This is a genomic window from Gammaproteobacteria bacterium, from assembly GCA_016200485.1.
GTDB lineage: Bacteria > Pseudomonadota > Gammaproteobacteria > Tenderiales > Tenderiaceae > JACQEP01.
The window spans coordinates 1-19,154 of the sequence record JACQEP010000008.1 but is presented as its reverse complement, the minus strand read 5'-3'; the positions used below and the strand labels follow the sequence as shown (position 1 = coordinate 19,154).

Below are 19,154 nucleotides of genomic sequence, written 5' to 3'. Positions count from 1 at the left end.
TGGGAATGTTCAAGATGAGTAGGTTTGTTCACGTCGATATCAACTTCTTTTCATACACCCCACAAATCACCTCCCCATCCCAAACATAAGACAAATGCTTGGTTTGCCGTGGCAGTGTAATCGCCGGTGGTCGCAAGGCAGCGATACACTCTCCGCCTGGATGACGCACGGAGCGGTAGAGGATTCCCCAGGAACGCGTTTCTCGCAGTGAGCCACCGAAGGCTTGGGATGGCAGCCAGTTATCGGGTTGGTGGTAGTGGTCAAAACCTGCGCGGATATCATGCAGCGGTTTTGCGACTTCACCGAGATAAACGCGCAGGTCGATTTCCAGTGGCCCTTCATGGGTGTAGCTGAGCCAGCGAGCGCGGCTATGTTTGGATTCGGCGATGGCGGTATCAAGGTCGAGCCCGGCGTAATAGACACCATAATCGCCGGGAGAAAATCGCGATGGGAGCCCGACATGAGTAAATGCGGCCATGACGACGGTGGCGCCGGTGCCGGTGACGCGATCTTCCGCGGGCACCCGACTGATATCGCCGACTTCGTCGCGCAGGCGATCGTTGGTGAGTGATTCCAAGGCAAACAATGCTTCCCACAGTGATGGATCGACGAGACGTTCGAAGAAATTTACCGGTGGATAAGCGGAGGGAATGATTCGGTAGTGGCGTGTGCCCTCCACTTCAGCGATGGGTGGCGTGGTGTTTGTCATGCGCCGCGCTGGGCGTCGAGATAGCGGCGGACGTCGATGAGATCAGCGACATTGCCGGCGGTGAGTCGTGACAAGGCGGTTTTGCCGCCGAACAACGGCGCGGTGTTGGATTTGTGCACCCATTCATTGGCGGCGCTGGGTGGCAGCAGGATATGCAGCGCTTTATAGATGCCGAGGATGTAGCTGATGCGCTCCAGGGTGTCATGTGAGAGTGATCGCGCGGCCCGTTCTGACTTCCACTTATAAAAGGTGGACTCGGGTGGGTTACCAAGGAGGGTTCGTTCGTCACGGGCGGAGAGTTGCCACTGTTCGCTAATGGCGAAAAAGGCCTGGAGGCCGGCAGTGGCCATTTGTTCGGGGGATACATTGGCGGGCGAGGCTTGGCGGGTAGTCATCGGCCAGTACTCCTATATAGAGAGTTAAATAAATAATACTCTATATAGAAAATAAGGCAAGAGGCTTTATTGAATAACCACAGTTATCTCACATTAACAATAAGTATATTATAAACATAATATTAAGCTCTGTTATTAATGTTAGTTGCACGCGGTATTTAAAGTAATATGTAATGATTTTGTTGTTTTCCCCCTTTCTCAGAAAGCCGGCCGAGCGCTACATAGTTCGTTTCAACAATGTGCGCAGTTGAGATAACGACCGTGTATTGAGGACATCTTTCTTCTCCACCCAACCCCGGCGGGCTTGGCCGATGCCGTGAATGAGGTTGTCAAAATCGCGCGTTGAATGAGCGTCAGAGTTGATACACAGCAATACGCCCTCTTCCTTTGCCATTTGACAATAGGTGTCGATCAGATCGAGGCGTTCGGGTTGGGCGTTGATTTCGAGAAAACAACCACGCTGGTGTGCCTGGCGAATGATGCGAGGCATGTCCACGTCGTAGGGCTCACGTTCTTGCAGCAATCGCCCGCTGGGATGGGCGAGGATGGTGAAGTGCGGCTGATCCATGGCTTTGAGGATGCGTTCTGTCTGTTTTTCACGGCTAAGATTGAACTTGCTGTGGACGGCGCCGATGACGAGATCAAGTTTGGCGAGCACGTGCTCGGGCAGATCGAGGCTACCGTCTTCGAGGATATCCACTTCGATACCTTTGAGTAACGTGATGCCGTGCAGCGTTTCGTTCAGTTGATCGATGGCGTCGATTTGCTGCAACAGCCGCTTTTCGTCGAGACCGTGGGCGACGGTGAGGCGGCGCGAGTGTTCGGTGATCGCCAAATAAGTCCAACCGCGTGCCTTGGCGGCGGCTGCCATTTCACTGAGGCTGTTGTGGCCGTCGGTGGCTTGGGTATGGGCATGGAGATCACCTTTAAGGTCTTCAAGTTCAACTAATTTCGGTAATGTGCCCGCCTCTGCGGCTTCAATCTCGCCGTGATTTTCACGCAGCTCCGGTGCAATCCATGGTAGGCCTACTGCTTTAAACACCGATTCCTCTGTTGCTCCTGCAATTTGCTTGTCATTCTTGAAAATGCCGTATTCGTTGATTTTGAGGCCACGCGCCTGGCCACGGCGACGAATGGCGATGTTGTGCGCTTTGGAACCGGTGAAGTAATGCAGTGCGGCGCCATAACTCGCGTCCGGCACGACACGCACATCCACCTGCAAGCCGCCGCGCAAAATCACAGTGGCACGTGTTTCACCTTTCGCGAGCACATTGGTGACTTCGTCATAGGCGACGAAATGCTCCATCACGGAGCGGCTATGCGCGGCGGTGACGAGGATATCCAGGTCACCGACGGTTTCTTTACAGCGCCGATAACTGCCGGCTGCGATCACGTGTTTGACGCCTTTTGCTTTTTGTAGATATTCCAGTAGCGGCTGCGCATATTGCGCGGCCAACGCCCGCTTGATGCGGGTGGTTTGCTGCACGTGGGTTTCCATTGCTTCGAGGATACGACTTTCAGTTTTTTCACCGAAGCCGGGAAGCTGACGCAGGCGCCCGTCATGCGCAGCGCGAAACAGTTGTTCGGCGGTATGGATATCGAGTTCATGATAGAGGGCGTGGACGCGCTTGGGGCCGAGGCCGGGGATTTTCAACAGCTCTGTTAATCCGGGCGCTGATGCCTTTTGCAGTTTTTCCAGCGCCAGGCAATGGCCGGTTTCGACGATCTCTTTCGATCTTGGCCGCCAGATCCTTGCCGATACCCGGCAACTCGGTCAAATCTTCTCCCCGTTCCACCATGGTCTTCGCCTCCTCCCCTAACCCCTGCAAGGTGCGCGAGGCGTTGCGGTAGGCGCGGATACGAAATGGGTTGGCCTCTTCGATCTCCAGCAAGTCGGCAATTTCATCAAAAATCGCTGCAATATCGGCATTGTGGATGGGCATGGTGATTGCCTCGCTGAATTCCCTTTCCTTCTCACTCATTAATCTAGTTGATGGATTAGCAAATACGCAATAATTGTGATTACAATTATTGATAAATTGACCAGTCTAGGTTACCAAGGAGTGAATGGTTTTATGTCACGATGTCGATGGTTATTGGCAGTTTTCACCGGTTGTCTTTGCATTGTGGCGAGCCAGAACGCGGTTGCCTTCCGTTGCGGCAATGAACTAGTAAGTGAGGGAGACTCAAAGCTGTCGGTGCTCGATAAATGCGGCGAGCCGGCTTTAATTGACCGCTGGCCGGAGGAGATTGTTGATTTTCCCGATACTGATTTTGAACGTCGTGTCAGCCGCATTAATGAGCGCTGGATTTATAATTTTGGCCCTGCCCAATTTCTCCGTATTATCACTTTCAAGGATGGCGAAGTATTCAGCATTGAGAACGGCAGCCGTGGTTTTACTGTGGTGCCGGGAATGCAACACTGCAATTTCGACGTTTTGTCTTTGGGGATCACCATGATCGAACTGGGAGCAAAATGTGGCGAGCCCGACTTGAAAGAGCAGCGTTATGAAACTGTTACAACTAAAATACCCGGGGGTAGACGACAAGTAACAGTCACTGTTGATAAATGGACGTTTAATCTTGGTCCGACTCACTTCATACGGATTCTTACATTTCGTAACGGCGAGCTTGTGGAAATAAAAACGGGTGAGAAAGGGTTTAAGTGAATTTCAGCCTAGGTTTCGCTTTTATCCCCTCACCCCAGCCCTCTCCCTGAGGGAGAGGGAGTGCTCTAACTTACCGTCTCCGCGCTATAGCGCGCCAGCAGTCCGGTGCGGACTGCGTGACGATACGTATGTGAAAAGAACCAGCACGCCAACAGCACATAGAGGATTGTCAGACCAGTCCCCCACAATAACATGGGGGCAGAAAAAGTTCCCTGGCTGACGATGGCACGCATCCCCTCAAACACATATGAGGGTGGCAATAACACAGCGACCATTCGCATCCAGTGCGGAAGTGTTTCCAGTGGATAAAATACACCGGCAAATGGTGAAATCAAGGCAGGCAGCGGCCAAATAAACCATTCGGACGCGGGGCCAAACCTGAGAACTACAGCACTGCTCACGATACCCAGTGCGATACCGCACAGAAACAGGATCAATAAAAACGGAATAATCATCAAGCCAAAAGAAAAATAAGAGAGGCCGAAGATTGTCGTAGTTAAGCTAAGCATTACGACCAGACCGATCGAGCTGGTGGCGATACTGGCGATAACTAATCCGCTTAAATACTCCGAGACTGATAGCGGTGTGGCGAACATATTGAGAAAATTACGAGACCAGACATCTTCAAAGAAGGCCATGGTCACGCCTTGCATGACGCGGATCAAAAAGTCCCATAACAAAACTGCACCCAAGAATAGTGGCACAAAGTTGATGCCAGACGAGGTCACGCTGTTGAGATAGCGCGTGATGAACCCCCACAGCACCATATCAATCGCCACCCAGGCAAATAATGGGAACATTCGTGAAAAGCTGCCTCGTATCAGGTAGATCTGGCGCAGGACGACGGCAGCAATACGGGAACTATTCATTGGCGTTACCTAGCCCAATTGTGAGCGGTTCTCGCGCCACCGCGACAAAAAGTTCTTCCAAACTTTCCTTGCCATGTTCGCGTGGCAGGGTTTTCGGATTCCCCTGAAGCAGGATTTTTCCCTGGGATAGAAACAGCACACGATCACACACATGTTCAACCTCGTACATGTTGTGCGAGGTCCACAGAATACCGCCTGAATCTTGCATGGCCACGTCATGGATTCTTTCGCGTATATCATGGGCCGCGGCAGGATCGAGCGAGGCCGTTGGTTCGTCCAGAAACAATAAGCGTGGCCGGTTGAGCATTGCCTTGGCCAAACCGACGCGCGTTTGTTCACCGGAAGATAATATACCGCATTTAACATTTCTAAAACGTTCAAGCTCGAACTGATTGAGCAGCGTATCTATCCGCTCCGGCAGTTGCTTTACGCCGTAGATCATGCCGAAAACGCGAAGATTCTGATAGACAGTCAAGTTGCCGGGCAGCGGGGCATAAACAGCTGCGAAATTTGTGCATGCCAGTGCTTGCGAGCGATGCGCCGTGATATCCATCCCCTCAATCAAGATAGTTCCGGACGTTGGTTCCAGCACACCCAGTGCCATGTTGATGATGGTGGTTTTGCCAGCCCCATTAGGACCCACGAGTCCTACAATTTCGTTATGGCCAACGTTAAAGGAAACATTATTAACGACGGGTTTGTGGCGGTATGCTTTACACAAATCAGTAACCGACAAAATGGCGCTTGATCGATGCGCGCTGGCAATAGCGGTCGACATTCAAAACCTCAGTTAGCTGCACTATCGATGTTTTTGATACAACCCCACCAATTCGCATTTCATCAGAATGTGGCCTTGCATCGCCTTCTCAATGCTGGCTTTGTTTGCATTAGCTATAATCCCCAGCGTTTTGTCCAAGGCATAGAGTTTGAAAAAGTAGCGATGTTTACCTATTGGCGGAGATGGACCGCTATAGCCCGTACTATGGAAGTCATTCATGCCCTCACGAATACCTGGCGGCAACCGGTCGGCGGCGCCTTCTGCCAAGCCGGACGACGCCGGAGGTATATCGTAAAGAACCCAATGTACCCACGTCCGCCGCGGAGCCGCCGGATCGGGGGCATCCGGATCATCGACGATCAATACCAGACTCTTGGTTTGTGGAGGAATCTCTGACCAAACCAACGGAGGTGACGCATCTTCCCCATCGCAGGTGTATTTGGCTGGAATCATGCCTTGGCCGTTAAACGCGGTTGATTTAATTTGCATCTTTCTCAACTGGTTGCAAAAACATCGCTACTGCATAACATTAATGCAGCAGCGATGCCGGTTAAATGGCTTCTTTTACACACCGTATTACAGGCAGGGATCAGTCACCGGATCGGTAATTGCGCCAAAGGTTTGATTCATCGAATTACCCTGGATAGTTTGGATAATTTGCGTTAACCCAAAAGTAAAGCTAAAGAATTGGCAAAATGTGCTCCCTGACGTATTTTGCGAGATTCTCATATTGCCGTTCGAAAAGCTGAACGAACCGCCGGCAAAACTCTGATTGTTGTTAAAAGTGTTCGTATTGGTGTTGGTATTGCTAAAGGTGTTCGTCTGAGCGACGCTAGTCCCTATAGCTAGCACTGAAATTATGATGCCAAAAACCAGATGCCGTGTCTTCATGACGTTACTCTCCCTGTGATCGTGACGAAGTGGACCTGCAATAAACAGTAAAGGCAATAAATGGCTTTTAGTCAATGTGGGCATGTACAATGTTTTTTGAGGCCCCTGGCTATGGCGCCGGTACTTTCACCTGGCGCATCATCTCTGTCATCTGAGGACTCTGCGTTGAAATCAGAATCAATTGCTTGATGAAATTGATGATTCGCGGATCGTCGATGTCGTTGTGATCCTGAATCAGACTCTTATCGACATAGGTGACGAGAAAGGGATTGCGTCCCGCTGAGTTGGGGGTGCGTTCCAGAATCAGGTCATCGAACACGATTTTGCTGCCGGGCGTATCATGCTGCCAAGCGGCTCCGGCTTCGATGGTCTTCGCGATGCCGCCGTCAACGCCCGATGCCATCACCTGCTCCCGCGTTCTGTCGTCAGCAGGATAAAGTGTGTGAGTGCGGTACGGTTTAAAATGACCCACAGCGGTGGTGTTGGCCTCGCCTTCATCTAAGGTTTCGTTTTGTTTGATGGCGGCATTCCAACGTGTGATGTCACGGTCCTTTTCAAAGAAGGTGGAAAACCAGCGCCCTGCCGGGAAGGCATAGCGTGTGGCGTAGTCGTGCTCCGATGTCAATATCGCCATGACTGGGAGTTGGGTATCAAAGTAAGTACCGCGTTCGGCGGACATGTCGCTTAATGGCGCAAACTGCAAACCTTCAAAAGCTGGGTTAATCAGCACCACGAGATTGCCGAAACCTGCGACATTGCCCTGCACGGTGGCCGGGCCGACGGTGTTCACAAAACCATTTTCGAGGATCTGTGCCAGCGCGGAATTAACGACAGCGCCGCCGAAACTGTGGCCGACAACCACCAGGCGCGTGCCGCTGCTGCCGCCCTGGATGCCATCCTTGTCACGCTTGATGAGATCGAGACGGCTGAGCACTTCTGTAACGCCGACGTAACCGACTTTCAGGGCGGTGTTTTTACGATCCCAGAAGGTGATGTTCTCGATCCAGGGCAGCGTGATGGAACTGCCGCGCCAGCCAAGATAAACACCGGCCACTTGCCGCGCCGGGGCGCCAGTCTTCTGAGCGAATGCCGCTTCCGCTGCGCTTACTTGCGCCAGCACGTTGCGGAAGGTTTCGACATTGCCGTCGTATGGGGCTGCGTTATGTTTCCAGCCATGCACAAACACGACCATCAGCAGGTCTTTCGTGGCAGCCTCTGTGGATAGTTTGTCCACTACGGCTCGCATCTGCTTGCGATCCCACAATTGGCCCTGGTCGTCGAATTCGATGAACCCCAGCAGGTAGCTTGCGCCTTCAGGAGTGGTGATTTGCTGTAAGGCGTGGTTTTCACAGGGTGCCGGGGGTGGAATGGCAGCACTGAAACACACATTGTAATCAGTACGGTATTGCGTGAACGGCGCGCAGCCAGCTAGGCTGAGGATCAAAAAGGCCGCTGCGGTAATTCTGAAAAATTGTCTGATCATGATGTATCCTGTTGTCTTAACTCAGAGAGTTCAATATTTTAAAGTTGTCATATGATGAATGATAGCTGACCTTTTATCTCACCACACGAGGCAACCCATGTATATCGCCATGAACCGTTTCAAAATTGCCCTTGGCTGTGAACAGGATTTTATTAACATCTGGAAGAGTCGAGATACCTATCTGGATACCGTGCCCGGATTTAAATCATTCAACTTGCTCAAAGGTCCAACCATGGACGAATATACATTGTTCGCCTCTCATTCGATCTGGGAAAGCCAGCAGGATTTTGAAAATTGGACCCGTTCAGAGGCCTTCCGCAAGGCGCATGCCAATGCCGGTGGCGCCAGGAAAAACATTTATCTCGGCCCGCCACAGTTTGAAGGATTTGAGGCGGTTGCCTGAAGGATTTGGGGATTATAAGCCGCTCAACGCCTTAATGTGCGCTGTTGCGCTACGCCCCAGCGCGCTCAATGCATATCCGCCCTCCAGCACTGAAATGATGCGACCTTTGCACCACTTTTGCGCCACAGTTTTGAGTTCCTCTGTGACCCAGACATAATCGGCTTCGATCAACGCCAGGCTGGCGATGGTTTCTTCGCGGTGGGCATCGAATCCTGCGGAGATGAATAGTATTTGCGGTTGAAATTTTTCCAACGCGGGTAACCAGTATTTACGCACCGCGGCCCGGAAATCTACACCGTTTGTGCCCGCGGGCAACGGTACGTTGATGATGTGATCGCTACCGCTGTCTGCACCACAATGAGGATAAAACGGATGCTGAAAGGTGGAACACAACATCACTCGGTCATCCTCCGCAAAAATATCTTCAGTACCATTGCCGTGATGAACATCGAAATCGGCGATCGCCACTCGTTCCAGTCCATGAACCGCCAAGGCATGTGCCACGCCCACTGCCACATTATTGAATACGCAAAACCCCATGGCATGATCGCGGGTGGCGTGGTGTCCAGGTGGCCGGATATTGCAGAAGGCATTTTCAGCTTGCCCCGCCATCACCAGATCCGTGCCTAATACCACTGCGCCCGCCGCATGCAGGGCCGCCTCCAGGGTGAATGGATTCATCGCCGTATCCGGGTCGAGCTGGATCAGCCCTTTGCTGGGTGCGGCCGCTTCAATCGCTTCGACATAGTGCAGACTATGGACACGCAATAACTGCTCGCGGCTGGCGCGAGGTGATTCATGATGCTGTAACATGGGATACAGGCCGCTGGCGATCAATCGATCTTCGATGGCCATCAGCCGCGTCGGACATTCCGGATGGTGACTGCCCATATCATGCTTACGGCAGGCGGGATGGGTGATGAAGGCGGTTTGCATGGCGTGCTCCTGTTTTTATTCAGCACAATCTAAACTATAACAAAGCAACGGCACGCAGTCTGTCACAACACGTGATTATGTGGCAGATGCCGGCAATTTCAAAACAGGACTGCTTATGGGGCAACACTACCTCAGGACGAGGTGGTGGTTGATGAAAGATTTAATGGTGTGTGGTTCGTCACGCACACCACCCCGCCGCACCCCTCCTTATGGCCATGAGGAGGGGATAAAGAGTTGTGTTACTGGCCATCTTTAGATGGCTCACGGTGTTAACGCACCTTTGAGGCGCTCACCCAATAAGCCACCGGCTTTACCGGTGGCCATTTAACTTCGATTTCTACGGAGGATTTATGGTCACATCAACTCGGGCATTCTCCATCACTCCCTTTATCATTGGCTTTGCCTTTTTACTGCAATTACTATTCGGTACCAGTGCTCACGCTACTGAAATCACCTCGCAGCAGTTGCTAAAGCTCATGGAAACGAACACTGCACCGATGGTATTGGACGTAAGAAGACCCGATGAATATGTCACTGGCCACGTACCCAAGGCCATCAATATCCCGCACACCGAATTGGAAAAACGCATTGATGAAATACGCGATAACATGGACAAAGAAATTATTGTTTATTGTGAAAGCGGGCGCCGTGCCGGAATCGCCATGGATATTCTCAAACAAGCAGGCTTTACCAAGATATTGCATCTGGAGGGTGATATGAAGGTATGGCGCACACTGGGATTACCTGCTGATAAGGCCGTTAATCCAGTTATGCCTTAAGTATTGGGGCATGGCTAGAGCACGGTCGACGCCCGCATCCGTGGACGCACTAACATGAACAAGAGGTATTCATTATTTGTTAAAGCAATAATTCTCACATTTACCCCTTGATACATATCAGTGGTTCAAGCCTAGCCACTTTATTGGCAAGACCGGCCTGGTCCGCTGCCTCAACTACAGCAGAAACATCTTTGTAGGCACCGGGGGCTTCTTCAGCCACGCCGCGATAACTTGTGCTGCGGATGATGATGCCACGATTGGCCAGTTCATCAATGACCTCTCTACCGCGCCATTGTTTAGTGGCGGCATGACGGCTCATGGCGCGGCCGGCACCGTGACAGGCAGAACTGAAAGAGCGTTGTTCATTATCCTTGGCACCGGCGAGGATGTAGGATGCAGTACCCATCGAGCCGCCAATCAGCACGGGTTGTCCTACCGCGCGAAGTGTCACGGGGATATCGGGATGGCCAGGGCCAAAGGCTCGGGTCGCCCCTTTGCGATGAACATAGACTTTGCGCCGTCGGCCATCAATGACGTGCTCTTCAACTTTGCAGGTGTTGTGGGAAACGTCATATAAAAGATCCATGCTGGACTCGGGTAACAACTGAGCAAAAGCTTTACGGGTGAGATGGGTGAGAATCTGACGGTTGGCCAAGGCGCAATTGATCGCGGCCCGCATGGCACCGAGATACTTCCGTCCCAGTGGTGAGTTGATCGGTGCGCAGGCCAGTTCACGATCCGGCAGCGTTATGCCGTGGTCACTTGCGGTGATCACCATTTCTTTGAGGAACTCGGTACCGATCTGATGCCCGAGACCGCGCGAACCACAGTGAATGCTGACCACAATATCGCCTTCGGCAATGCCAAAGGCGGCGGCAATCTGTGCGTTATAAACTACCTTTACTTCTTGAATCTCCAGATAATGATTACCAGAACCGAGCGTGCCCATCTCATCCTGTTGCCGTTTTTTGGCGTGGGCCGAGACTTGGGCTGGATCGGCACCTTCCATGCAGCCGTGTTCTTCGATGCGATCCAGATCTTCGGCGCGACCATAACCATGTTTCAGTGCCCATTGCGCACCACCGCGCAACATGGCATCCATTTCGTTGCTATTCAGGTGCAGGCGGCCAGTGCTGCCGACGCCGGCGGGGATGGTGACATAGAGATATTCCGCCAACTCTCGTTTTACCGCTTCGATATGGTGACGTTTCAAGCCAGTGCGCAAGGTGCGCACACCGCAGGAGATGTCGAATCCGACTCCACCCGCAGAAACTATTCCACCCTCATCCGGGTCGAAGGCAGCCACGCCGCCGATGGGAAAACCGTAGCCCCAATGAGCATCAGGCATGGCATAAGCAGCCTTGATAATACCGGGTAACATAGCAACGTTGCTGACCTGCTCTGCCACCTTGTCGTCCATGTCGCGAATCAATGCTTCGCTGGCATAAATGATGGCCGGCACTCGCATGTTTCCGGAGGGCGGGATCTCCCATTCATAGGCCGAATGTCTTATAAAGCGGGCGATATCCATGTTGCGATCCTTGCGTTAGGGCCTGTTAACACTAATTAAGCCGCAGCGACGTAGGCGCTTTTTCCGCGATACGGCGTTGCACCTTCGCTTATGTACATCAAGTACACTACACTCGGTGCGCCTTGTCTCGCGGAAAAAGCGCCTACGTCCCTCGGGGTTGCGCCCCAAAAGGCGCCATGCCGCGTTGCTCGTCGTTCATTTGGAGTAACCAAACTTCTCTCCTCGCGCCTTGCCTGGCGCCTTTTGGGGCAGCAACGCTGCGGCTTAATTAGTGTTAACAGGCCCTAAGCATCACACATCCACGACACACTGGGCGATCCAGAGACCATGCTCCTGCTGGTATACCTTTAGTTCAGTATAGGTAGCACCTTTGATTTCGACAGCAGGCTTGTGTCTGCTGACATCCACGGGTTCGCCCCAGGCCTTGGCGCGCAGATGGGTTCCCGTCAATACAACTTCGAACCGGGCAAACAGCATCTTGCGTAGCGCCATTTCGTAGATCAAGGCATTGATCCAATCGGCGAATAACAGTTCTGCATCCGGCGCCTCACACTCAATGTCCACCCGTTCCTGACATGCCACCGCATTTATTTCGGTAATCACGGCCGTCATCGCCAAAGCGGCCTGTTCAAAAGCAGCGGTCAAGGAATCCGCTACGCCACGAATGCCGATATCGGCTTCGTGAGAAAAATGTTCCCAATAGGGAGTGTTCATCATCGTTTATATCATTCTCTGTCTTCGATCCTCTTTAGCCATAGCGCGAAGTTGTTCATAGAGTTTTCGCTCCTTGGTAGAAAGATGTTCCGGGATGTGAACTACGATGCGTAAGTGGAGATCACCTCGGTGAACACTCCCAAATGAGGGCAGCCCCTTGCCCCTCAGCCGCAAAATCGAATCTGATTGCGTGCCCGCCGGAATTGTCACCTCGATATTTCCTTCCAACGTAGGCACGCTAAGTTGGGCGCCAAGCACCGCATCGACAAGTTCAATGGTTTCGCTACGCCAGAGATCGGCATCCACTCGTTCAAAGCGCGGATCCGGCGCGGTGCGAACCACAACAAAAAGATCACCAGGAGGTGCGTTGGCTTCATGTGATGGAAGCCCATGGCCTGAAATTCGTAACGCGGTTCCTTCCTCGATCCCTATCGGAATATTGACCTTCAGCGTTTCTACTCGATCAACTTCGCCGCGTCCTTCGCAATCCTTGCATGGTTTGTCGATGATGGTACCTACACCGCCGCAGACTGAACAGGTCGAGATTTGTTGGAAGTGAATGCCTCCTTTTTCTTGGTGAGCGATGACCTTGCGCCCCGTGCCGTTGCATTCGCTACATGTTCTCGGTGCAGTACCTACCCTGGCCCCTGTACCATGGCATGTCGCGCAAATCACAGGGCGACTGATGCGAACCGTTTCTTCACCGCCATGAAGAACACGTTGCAAAGGAACGTTCAAAAGTACTTCTACATCTTGTCCGCGGCTAGGCGCCGCCCTGGCGCGGCGAAACAGCCGATCGAATAATCCGCCTCCGAAATCAAAGCCAAAACCGAGATCGCCAAAGATGTCGCCGAAGTCGATGCCACCAAACAGGTCTTCAGGCGTAAATCCGGCAACGCCGGCAAAACCCTGCGCATCATAATCGGCCCTCTTTTTTGGATCCGACAAGATGGCATAGGCGGCGGCGATTTCTTTAAAGCGCTCCTCCGCATCTGGCGATTTATTGCGGTCAGGATGATACTTTAACGCGAGTGTACGAAACGCCTCCTTAATGGCCTTGGCATCGGCGTCGCGTGATACGCCGAGCACCTCGTAATAATCGCGTTGCGCGCTCTCCATACATCACTGTTTAAGGTTGGTTAGACGGTTTCTTTGTAATCTGCATCGACTACACGGCCGCGTGAACCGGAACCCGACGGCCGCGCCTGACCACCAGAACCTGTGCCCTGTGAGGCACGTGTCTCCTTATAAACTCCGGCTTGCGGAGTTTGCGCATAAATCGCGACACCGGCTTCTTTCAATACCTTTTTGAGTTGTTCGGCACGCTCTGTGGCAAGCGCCGCATCCTGTTTCACATGTGCTTCTCGCGTTTGACGCAGACTATCTTCAATCCGCTTGCGCATTTCTTCCGCCAATTTGTTACTGAAATCCGCCAGCAGCTTTTCTGCCTGATAGCATACTGCATCTGCCGCATTCAATTTGTCGGCCTTTTTACGCCGCTGTTTATCTTGCTCGGCATATTTTTCTGATTCTTTGATCATGTGTTGTTTTTCATCTTCACTGAGCCTGGTTGAGCCAGTAATAGCAATCGATTGCGATTTTCCTGTAGCTTGATCTTTCGCAGTGACATTGAGGATGCCGTTAGAGTCGATATCAAAGGTCACCTCAATCTTGGGTACGCCACGTGGTGCGGGGACAAGTCCATCAAGATTAAATTCGCCCAGGCTGGTATTGTCGGCCGCCATGGGTCGTTCACCTTGATAAACATGCACCGTGACACTGGGCTGCATATCGGCGGCGGTGGTAAAGATTTCCGAATGTTTCACGGGAATCGGCGTGTTGCGTGCGATCAACGATGTCGCAACACCGCCCAACGTCTCAACACCCAAAGTAAGTGGTGTTACATCCACTAAAACAATATTACCAACCTCGCCACTGAGTACACCCGCCTGAATCGCCGCGCCTTGGGCAACGCATTCCATGGGATCGATGCCGGACTCTGCCTTGCGCTCGAACATCTCTTCGAAAAAAGCACGGACGGCAGGCATCCGTGTCGGCCCGCCGACAAAGACAATGCGATCTATCTCCTTCGGTGTGACACCGGCATCACTCAGCGCCTGCTCTATCGGCCCCCGGCAACGTTCGATCACCGAACGAATGACACGCTCCATATCCGTGCGCGTCAGATCAATATCCAGATGTTGTGGCTCTCCGCTTTTGGCCGTCAGATAAGGAAGGCTGATATGGGTTGTGGTGCTCGTGGAAAGCTCGATTTTGGCGATCTCCGCCGCCTCAAGCAAACGTGCTTCCGCCTTGTGATCGCCACGGATATCGATGCCGGTCTGTTCTTTGAAGCGCTTGACGAGGTAGTCAAAAATATTTTCGTTCATATCGGTGCCACCCAATTGAGTATCACCGCTGGTGGCCTTCACCTCGAACACACCCTTACCAAATTCCATAATCGTGACATCAAGCGTGCCGCCGCCAAAGTCGATGACCACAATGCGCAACTCTTCGCCAAGCCGATCAAGACCATAAGCCAACGATGCCGCAGTCGGTTCATTGACCAAACGTGCGACATCGAGGCCGGCGATGCGACACGCATCCTTGGTTGCATTACGTTGATTATCGTCAAAATAGGCTGGGACGGTGACAACCGCCTTTACCACCGGCTCGCCGAGATAGGCTTCGGCGTCACGTTTTATTTTTTGAAGCAAAAAAGCAGACAGTTGCTCGGGTGAAAACTCGCGGTCACGCAGGCGAATCTTGTCACGCCTGCCCATTTTGCGCTTAAAAGCCGTTACCGTCCCTTCTGGGTTGGCGGCTGCCTGACGCCGCGCCGACTCACCCACCAGGGTTTGGCCATCGGCAGTGATCGCTACATAACTGGGAAAGGCCTTGCCACCAAGGCTGATCCCCTCCGCGCTCGGAATAATAACGGGGCGGCCACCACGCAATACTGCCGCCGCCGAATTGGATGTGCCCAGGTCGATGCCAATGATTGCCATTTCCCCACCTCACGCTGTTGTGCACTGTTTTATGGCCAACATTATTCAATTTAGACTAACGTTTCTGTTTCTTCACGGACAGTGGTTTTCTTCATCCCTGCCTGCCTCTCAGCACTACGCAAATTAAAGCGCTTATCGAGCACACCCAGCTTATCCATGATGCCGGTGTATTCCAGTTCCGACATGGGCAGCATCGCAGCACCAAAAAATCCTTGGCGCCGCATTTCCAGTGCTTTGTCTGCCGTACGGTTACGAACCAGATCCCAGAATGGATGGGCAAAGGCATCAACCGCTTCGGTAAACTTGCCATGATGCATAGCAAAGGCGGCGCAGGTGACCACTGGTGGGCCATCAAAGTAACTAATACCAGTATTGAGTCGCACTGGCATCAAGGGCATCTGATGTGACCCACGCATACAGCCGGCCACCAAGTGACCAATCGCATACGGCGCTAACACCTCACCAGTGGCAGGAAAATTTTTCTGCACGCGCATCAACATCACAGGATCATCCTTGCCGGTGTATTTGCCAGCGATATTATGCAACCGCGAAGTTGATACAGACACCGCCTGTTCACCGGTGTCGCGCGAGTAGATAGACTCGACCACATAACGCTCGGTATCGCGTAACAGCGCGGCGATATCATAGAGCCCTTCAGTGGCATTCAATTCGATTATGCGATCACCCTCGGTACAATTGACATCCATGATTATAAATTTAAAACCTTTGGCCATGCCTGGGGCCAACATCAATCCCGGTGTATTCATCGGATCGGCAAATCCGAGATAGAGCGGCAGATTAAAGGCACCGGGATCGGTCTTGTCCGCTGCAAAAAACAGGAAAGGTTCGTTGGGGCGCTCCTCGAATTCCATCTCGGCTACGGCCGGACCCATGCCTCGCACATTACCGGAAAAGGCGTCTTTCAGAAGATCCTGCCCGGCGCCATAGAGTCCCTGTTGTTTCGCCACCTCCGTTCCGGCAATAAAGGCATCCCAGGCAAGTTTATGGATAGCTTCATCGCCAACGCCACGTTCATGACTCGTGACGATGGCGATATCATCCCCGGTCGAACTGATATAACTATCCAGCAGCAATTTTGTGCCGTGTTTGTAGATGTGATTGCGAACTGATTCCAGCAGCAGCTGCGACGGACAAATATGTCCCCCGATGGAACCGATATCTGCTTTGATAACACTTAGCGTTAATTTCATGGCGAGACCCTCTATTCTTATTCCATATCTTCTTTCATTGCTCCAAGCCAAGTCTTGGTCAGCCCTTTCTTCGTCAATTTCTTTAATGATAGACGATGTTTTAGCATCGGCGTCCCAATTCGACTCACGAGATATCTACCTTTTTGCCAGAAGTCTAAAGAGATTACTTGTGATACATCTGACCGATATAATTCCTATCAATTTCAATAAGATTTACAGAGTGGCATTTTTGTCCCCAACCTTCTCCAAAGACATCTTTAATCCGCGCAATCGCGTAAATATAAATGTCAGTTCTGAGGAAATATGTATCGCCGTTTCAGCAGGTTAGCCAAATAAAACATAGGCGGTATTTTTAAATGATTGTCACCAGCTCAATTTTAATGCAGGCAAGTAGATCACCGCTGCGATTATCCCGGAAAGATGTGACTACCGGCTTATCTGTCCCCAAATCATATGATATTTCTGATGTTTTTCTACGAGGAAGGATTTTATTTGTGACAGACACCTGTCAATATGGAGAGAATCTTCTCTCGGCACATATCCGGTCACGACCGGTCTGTTTTGCGAGGTATAGCGCTTGATCGGTGGTCCGCAATAGGTGTTCCGGGGTATCGTTACAATCAGTAGTACTGGCGATGAGCAGGACACCCACTCGAGGCCCTCATCCTCGATGGGCAAACTCTGTCCGGCACGGATATCCGGCTCACCCTCAATAGAGCACTTGTAATAGCTGGCTCATGGTTTTGTGTCCTCCACGTTCAAAATCCTTCTGATAGTACCCAACAACTGTGCATTGCTGGTCATGGATTTGATCAGGGCTGCTGCCACCTGATCGGTGATATTACGATCAGGTATCTGCGCCGAGAAGATCAATACTGGACAACGCCCCTTCAGCTCGGCCAGCAGTTCAAGTCCTGAGCCGTCCACGAGGGCCAAGTCAAGGATGACCAAATCAAAATTTTGATCAGCCAATTGTTGGCGCGCATTCTGCAAGCTATTCACATATGTCATATCAGCCACGCCATCAAGCAGCACTTGGACGATTTGCACAATGTCGGAGTCATCTTCTACGTGCAGGATATGTGGCCGCTTGGTACGACTCAGTGCATCCTGCAGCGCCTGCGCCAGGCGTTGCTTCCCTATTGGTTTCTGAATCCAATCTACTACGGTAAGCGCATCGCCGCTGAAGGCGACACGTCCCTCTTGAGCACGACCTGAGACCACAATAACCGGCAGTTTTGCGGTAGTCACATTTGCACGCAATTCCTGTAAAAATACCAGACCATCGGCATCAGGCAGAGTCAGGTCAAGTAGCATCAAGCGATAGGCATGTTTGGCCAGTAATGATCTTGCACCGGCAGCAGAGGCGGCGATATCACAGACCACGCCTTCTTGTTGCACCATGTCGGCTAGAATATGAGCCACATCCGGGCTGTCTTCGCAAATTAGCGCACGTCCTTCAGTGGAGCCTTTCTCTATTGTTTCTACCACGTCACGCAAAGCCGGAAGATCAAAAAAGAAAACAGTGCCCACGCCAACTGCGGTCGTGTAGTCAATCTTGCCTTCATGGCGCTCGATAATAGCTTTAGTAATACTCAAGCCGAGGCCAGTACCGCCTTTTTCCCGGGTATCAGAGCTATCGGCCTGGGCAAAGCGCTGGAAGATCCGGCTGCGAAACACCTCTGGTATTCCTGGCCCACGATCCTTCACTTCCACCCGAAAACCATCGGCATACGCAAATACTGAAACAACAACTTCACCGTTCTGAGAGGAATATTTCACTGCGTTCGAAATTAGATTAGCAAATACTTGTAATAGTCTATATTCGTCAGCCCATATTGGTGTAAATGTGATGTCATGATCGAGTATGAGCCGCACCTGGTGTTTGCGAGCGAAACCTTCATTGTCTTCCAACGCACGTCTGGCCAAGGCGACCAGATCTACCATTTTGAAATCAAACGCGAGACGACCTGCCTCAATTTTTTCCAGGTCAAGAATATCATTGATCAACAGGGTCAACCGTTCACTGTTGCGCTCAGCCATCTCCAGCATATGCAATGCTTTTTCTGGTAACTGCGCGGCAAACATACCTAACACGAGCCCCAAAGCCCCTTTTATTGAAGTCAGGGGTGTGCGCAATTCATGACTAACAGTAGAGATAAATTCACTTTGTATCCGTTCTGTTTTCTTACGTTCTGTGATGTCACTCCCTACACCAAGAAAACCGATAATATTTCCTTCCGCCCCCCAGACCGCAGTGATAGACAGCAATACGGGAAAGCGTGATCTATCCTTGCGAATATAGGTCCACTCTCTCTCATCAGGTATGCCTAAGCGTGCCTTAGTCACGAAGGCCTCGAATCCTGGCTCGATGGTTCTACCCAGTTCAACAGAAAGTTCTTTAGCTCGTATAACAATCTCGTCAATATCATGAATAATTGCTGGTGAACATCGACCCACCATCTCTTCAGCCGAATAACCCAGCATGCGTTCAGCGCAGCGATTAAAACTCTGAATAGTGCCATTGGAATCAGTCGAGATAATGGTGAAGTTGGCGCTATCCAAAAGAGCCTGGCGTAACGCGGTAATATTCAACAACATCTCTTCTGACCGCTTGCGCTCGGTGATGTCACGTATGATCCCGGTAAACATGCGTTCGCCAGCCACTTCCATTTCACTGACCGCCAGCTCCATGGGAAAGGTAGAGCCGTCCTTGCGTTTGCCCGTGACTTCACGGCCGATGCCAATGACTTTTTTGATGCCGGTAGTGAGATAGTT

17 protein-coding genes and 1 pseudogene are annotated in these 19,154 nt (G+C 51.7%); 3 read left to right on the top strand and 15 right to left on the bottom strand.

Annotated elements, in window-relative coordinates; genetic code table 11:
* Window positions 1–28: 28 nt before the first annotated feature.
* The 3 genes and pseudogenes from HY272_04610 to polX all read right to left on the bottom strand — a co-directional run bounded on the left by HY272_04610 (window position 29) and on the right by polX (window position 3,047).
* Complete coding sequence (locus HY272_04610; protein MBI3771964.1) at window positions 29–709, bottom strand: RES family NAD+ phosphorylase; 681 nt, start codon at window positions 707–709, stop codon at window positions 29–31.
* Window positions 706–1,104: a DUF2384 domain-containing protein gene (locus tag HY272_04605; protein MBI3771963.1), complete on the bottom strand. Its 399-nt coding sequence runs from the start codon at window positions 1,102–1,104 to the stop codon at window positions 706–708. The genes HY272_04610 and HY272_04605 overlap by 4 nt, the downstream gene beginning before the upstream one ends.
* Window positions 1,105–1,321: 217 nt before the next feature.
* Window positions 1,322–3,047: pseudogene (gene polX / locus HY272_04600) on the bottom strand (DNA polymerase/3'-5' exonuclease PolX).
* A 75-nt stretch (window positions 3,048–3,122) separates the two neighbouring features.
* On the opposite strand from polX, the gene HY272_04595 reads away from it, so the two are divergent.
* A complete protein-coding gene (locus tag HY272_04595; protein ID MBI3771962.1) occupies window positions 3,123–3,773 on the top strand; it encodes a DUF2845 domain-containing protein in 651 nt (216 codons plus the stop codon).
* A 65-nt stretch (window positions 3,774–3,838) separates the two neighbouring features.
* On the opposite strand, the gene HY272_04590 is transcribed toward HY272_04595, so the two are convergent.
* The 5 genes from HY272_04590 to HY272_04570 all read right to left on the bottom strand — a co-directional run bounded on the left by HY272_04590 (window position 3,839) and on the right by HY272_04570 (window position 7,794).
* Window positions 3,839–4,642: an ABC transporter permease gene (locus tag HY272_04590; GenBank protein ID MBI3771961.1), complete on the bottom strand. Its 804-nt coding sequence runs from the start codon at window positions 4,640–4,642 to the stop codon at window positions 3,839–3,841.
* Complete coding sequence (locus HY272_04585; protein ID MBI3771960.1) at window positions 4,635–5,420, bottom strand: ABC transporter ATP-binding protein; 786 nt, start codon at window positions 5,418–5,420, stop codon at window positions 4,635–4,637. Before HY272_04585 ends, HY272_04590 begins: the two co-directional genes overlap by 8 nt.
* A gap of 21 nt (window positions 5,421–5,441) precedes the next feature.
* A complete protein-coding gene (locus tag HY272_04580; protein MBI3771959.1) occupies window positions 5,442–5,909 on the bottom strand; it encodes a YbhB/YbcL family Raf kinase inhibitor-like protein in 468 nt (155 codons plus the stop codon).
* Between the two features lie 87 nt (window positions 5,910–5,996).
* Window positions 5,997–6,311, bottom strand: coding sequence for a hypothetical protein (locus HY272_04575; GenBank protein MBI3771958.1), 315 nt, complete (start codon window positions 6,309–6,311; stop codon window positions 5,997–5,999).
* A 109-nt stretch (window positions 6,312–6,420) separates the two neighbouring features.
* Window positions 6,421–7,794 (bottom strand): alpha/beta fold hydrolase, encoded by a 1,374-nt coding sequence (locus HY272_04570; protein ID MBI3771957.1) that lies wholly within the window; start codon window positions 7,792–7,794, stop codon window positions 6,421–6,423.
* Between the two features lie 97 nt (window positions 7,795–7,891).
* On the opposite strand from HY272_04570, the gene HY272_04565 reads away from it, so the two are divergent.
* Window positions 7,892–8,197: an antibiotic biosynthesis monooxygenase gene (locus HY272_04565; protein MBI3771956.1), complete on the top strand. Its 306-nt coding sequence runs from the start codon at window positions 7,892–7,894 to the stop codon at window positions 8,195–8,197.
* Window positions 8,198–8,209: 12 nt separating this feature from the next.
* Here the strand turns inward: HY272_04565 and HY272_04560 are convergent, their stop codons facing one another.
* Complete coding sequence (locus HY272_04560) at window positions 8,210–9,133, bottom strand: histone deacetylase family protein (protein MBI3771955.1); 924 nt, start codon at window positions 9,131–9,133, stop codon at window positions 8,210–8,212.
* Window positions 9,134–9,483: 350 nt separating this feature from the next.
* On the opposite strand from HY272_04560, the gene HY272_04555 reads away from it, so the two are divergent.
* Entirely contained in the window at window positions 9,484–9,912 is a 429-nt protein-coding gene (locus HY272_04555) for a rhodanese-like domain-containing protein (protein ID MBI3771954.1), read from the top strand.
* Window positions 9,913–10,012: 100 nt separating this feature from the next.
* On the opposite strand, the gene HY272_04550 is transcribed toward HY272_04555, so the two are convergent.
* From HY272_04550 to HY272_04525, 6 genes are all read right to left on the bottom strand, one after another.
* Window positions 10,013–11,443 carry an RtcB family protein gene (locus HY272_04550; protein MBI3771953.1) on the bottom strand — a complete coding sequence of 477 codons (1,431 nt, stop codon included), beginning with the start codon at window positions 11,441–11,443 and terminating at the stop codon, window positions 10,013–10,015.
* 291 nt (window positions 11,444–11,734) lie between these two features.
* Entirely contained in the window at window positions 11,735–12,160 is a 426-nt protein-coding gene (locus HY272_04545; protein ID MBI3771952.1) for an archease, read from the bottom strand.
* Between the two features lie 3 nt (window positions 12,161–12,163).
* The gene (dnaJ, locus tag HY272_04540) at window positions 12,164–13,276 is read right to left on the bottom strand and encodes a molecular chaperone DnaJ (protein MBI3771951.1); all 1,113 of its coding nucleotides are present in this window, start codon (window positions 13,274–13,276) and stop codon (window positions 12,164–12,166) included.
* Window positions 13,277–13,296: 20 nt separating this feature from the next.
* Window positions 13,297–15,165, bottom strand: coding sequence for a molecular chaperone DnaK (gene dnaK / locus HY272_04535; protein ID MBI3771950.1), 1,869 nt, complete (start codon window positions 15,163–15,165; stop codon window positions 13,297–13,299).
* Between the two features lie 50 nt (window positions 15,166–15,215).
* Window positions 15,216–16,376, bottom strand: coding sequence for a fructose 1,6-bisphosphatase (locus tag HY272_04530; protein ID MBI3771949.1), 1,161 nt, complete (start codon window positions 16,374–16,376; stop codon window positions 15,216–15,218).
* Between the two features lie 735 nt (window positions 16,377–17,111).
* A partial coding sequence (locus HY272_04525; protein ID MBI3771948.1) for a PAS domain S-box protein occupies window positions 17,112–19,154 on the bottom strand: 2,043 nt, incomplete at its 5' end.

Bases quoted from the DNA above. Each gene is read 5' to 3' on its own strand.
- HY272_04570 (MBI3771957.1), bottom strand. From the start codon at position 7,794: ATGATCAGACAATTTTTCAGAATTACCGCAGCGGCCTTTTTGATCCTC.
- dnaK (MBI3771950.1), bottom strand. From the start codon at position 15,165: ATGGCAATCATTGGCATCGACCTGGGCACATCCAATTCGGCGGCGGCA.
- HY272_04560 (MBI3771955.1), bottom strand. From the start codon at position 9,133: ATGCAAACCGCCTTCATCACCCATCCCGCCTGCCGTAAGCATGATATG.
- HY272_04565 (MBI3771956.1), top strand. From the start codon at position 7,892: ATGTATATCGCCATGAACCGTTTCAAAATTGCCCTTGGCTGTGAACAG.
- HY272_04580 (MBI3771959.1), bottom strand. From the start codon at position 5,909: ATGCAAATTAAATCAACCGCGTTTAACGGCCAAGGCATGATTCCAGCC.
- HY272_04530 (MBI3771949.1), bottom strand. From the start codon at position 16,376: ATGAAATTAACGCTAAGTGTTATCAAAGCAGATATCGGTTCCATCGGG.
- HY272_04590 (MBI3771961.1), bottom strand. From the start codon at position 4,642: ATGAATAGTTCCCGTATTGCTGCCGTCGTCCTGCGCCAGATCTACCTG.
- HY272_04585 (MBI3771960.1), bottom strand. From the start codon at position 5,420: ATGTCGACCGCTATTGCCAGCGCGCATCGATCAAGCGCCATTTTGTCG.
- HY272_04575 (MBI3771958.1), bottom strand. From the start codon at position 6,311: ATGAAGACACGGCATCTGGTTTTTGGCATCATAATTTCAGTGCTAGCT.
- HY272_04550 (MBI3771953.1), bottom strand. From the start codon at position 11,443: ATGGATATCGCCCGCTTTATAAGACATTCGGCCTATGAATGGGAGATC.
- HY272_04605 (MBI3771963.1), bottom strand. From the start codon at position 1,104: ATGACTACCCGCCAAGCCTCGCCCGCCAATGTATCCCCCGAACAAATG.
- HY272_04555 (MBI3771954.1), top strand. From the start codon at position 9,484: ATGGTCACATCAACTCGGGCATTCTCCATCACTCCCTTTATCATTGGC.
- dnaJ (MBI3771951.1), bottom strand. From the start codon at position 13,276: ATGGAGAGCGCGCAACGCGATTATTACGAGGTGCTCGGCGTATCACGC.
- HY272_04610 (MBI3771964.1), bottom strand. From the start codon at position 709: ATGACAAACACCACGCCACCCATCGCTGAAGTGGAGGGCACACGCCAC.
- HY272_04545 (MBI3771952.1), bottom strand. From the start codon at position 12,160: ATGATGAACACTCCCTATTGGGAACATTTTTCTCACGAAGCCGATATC.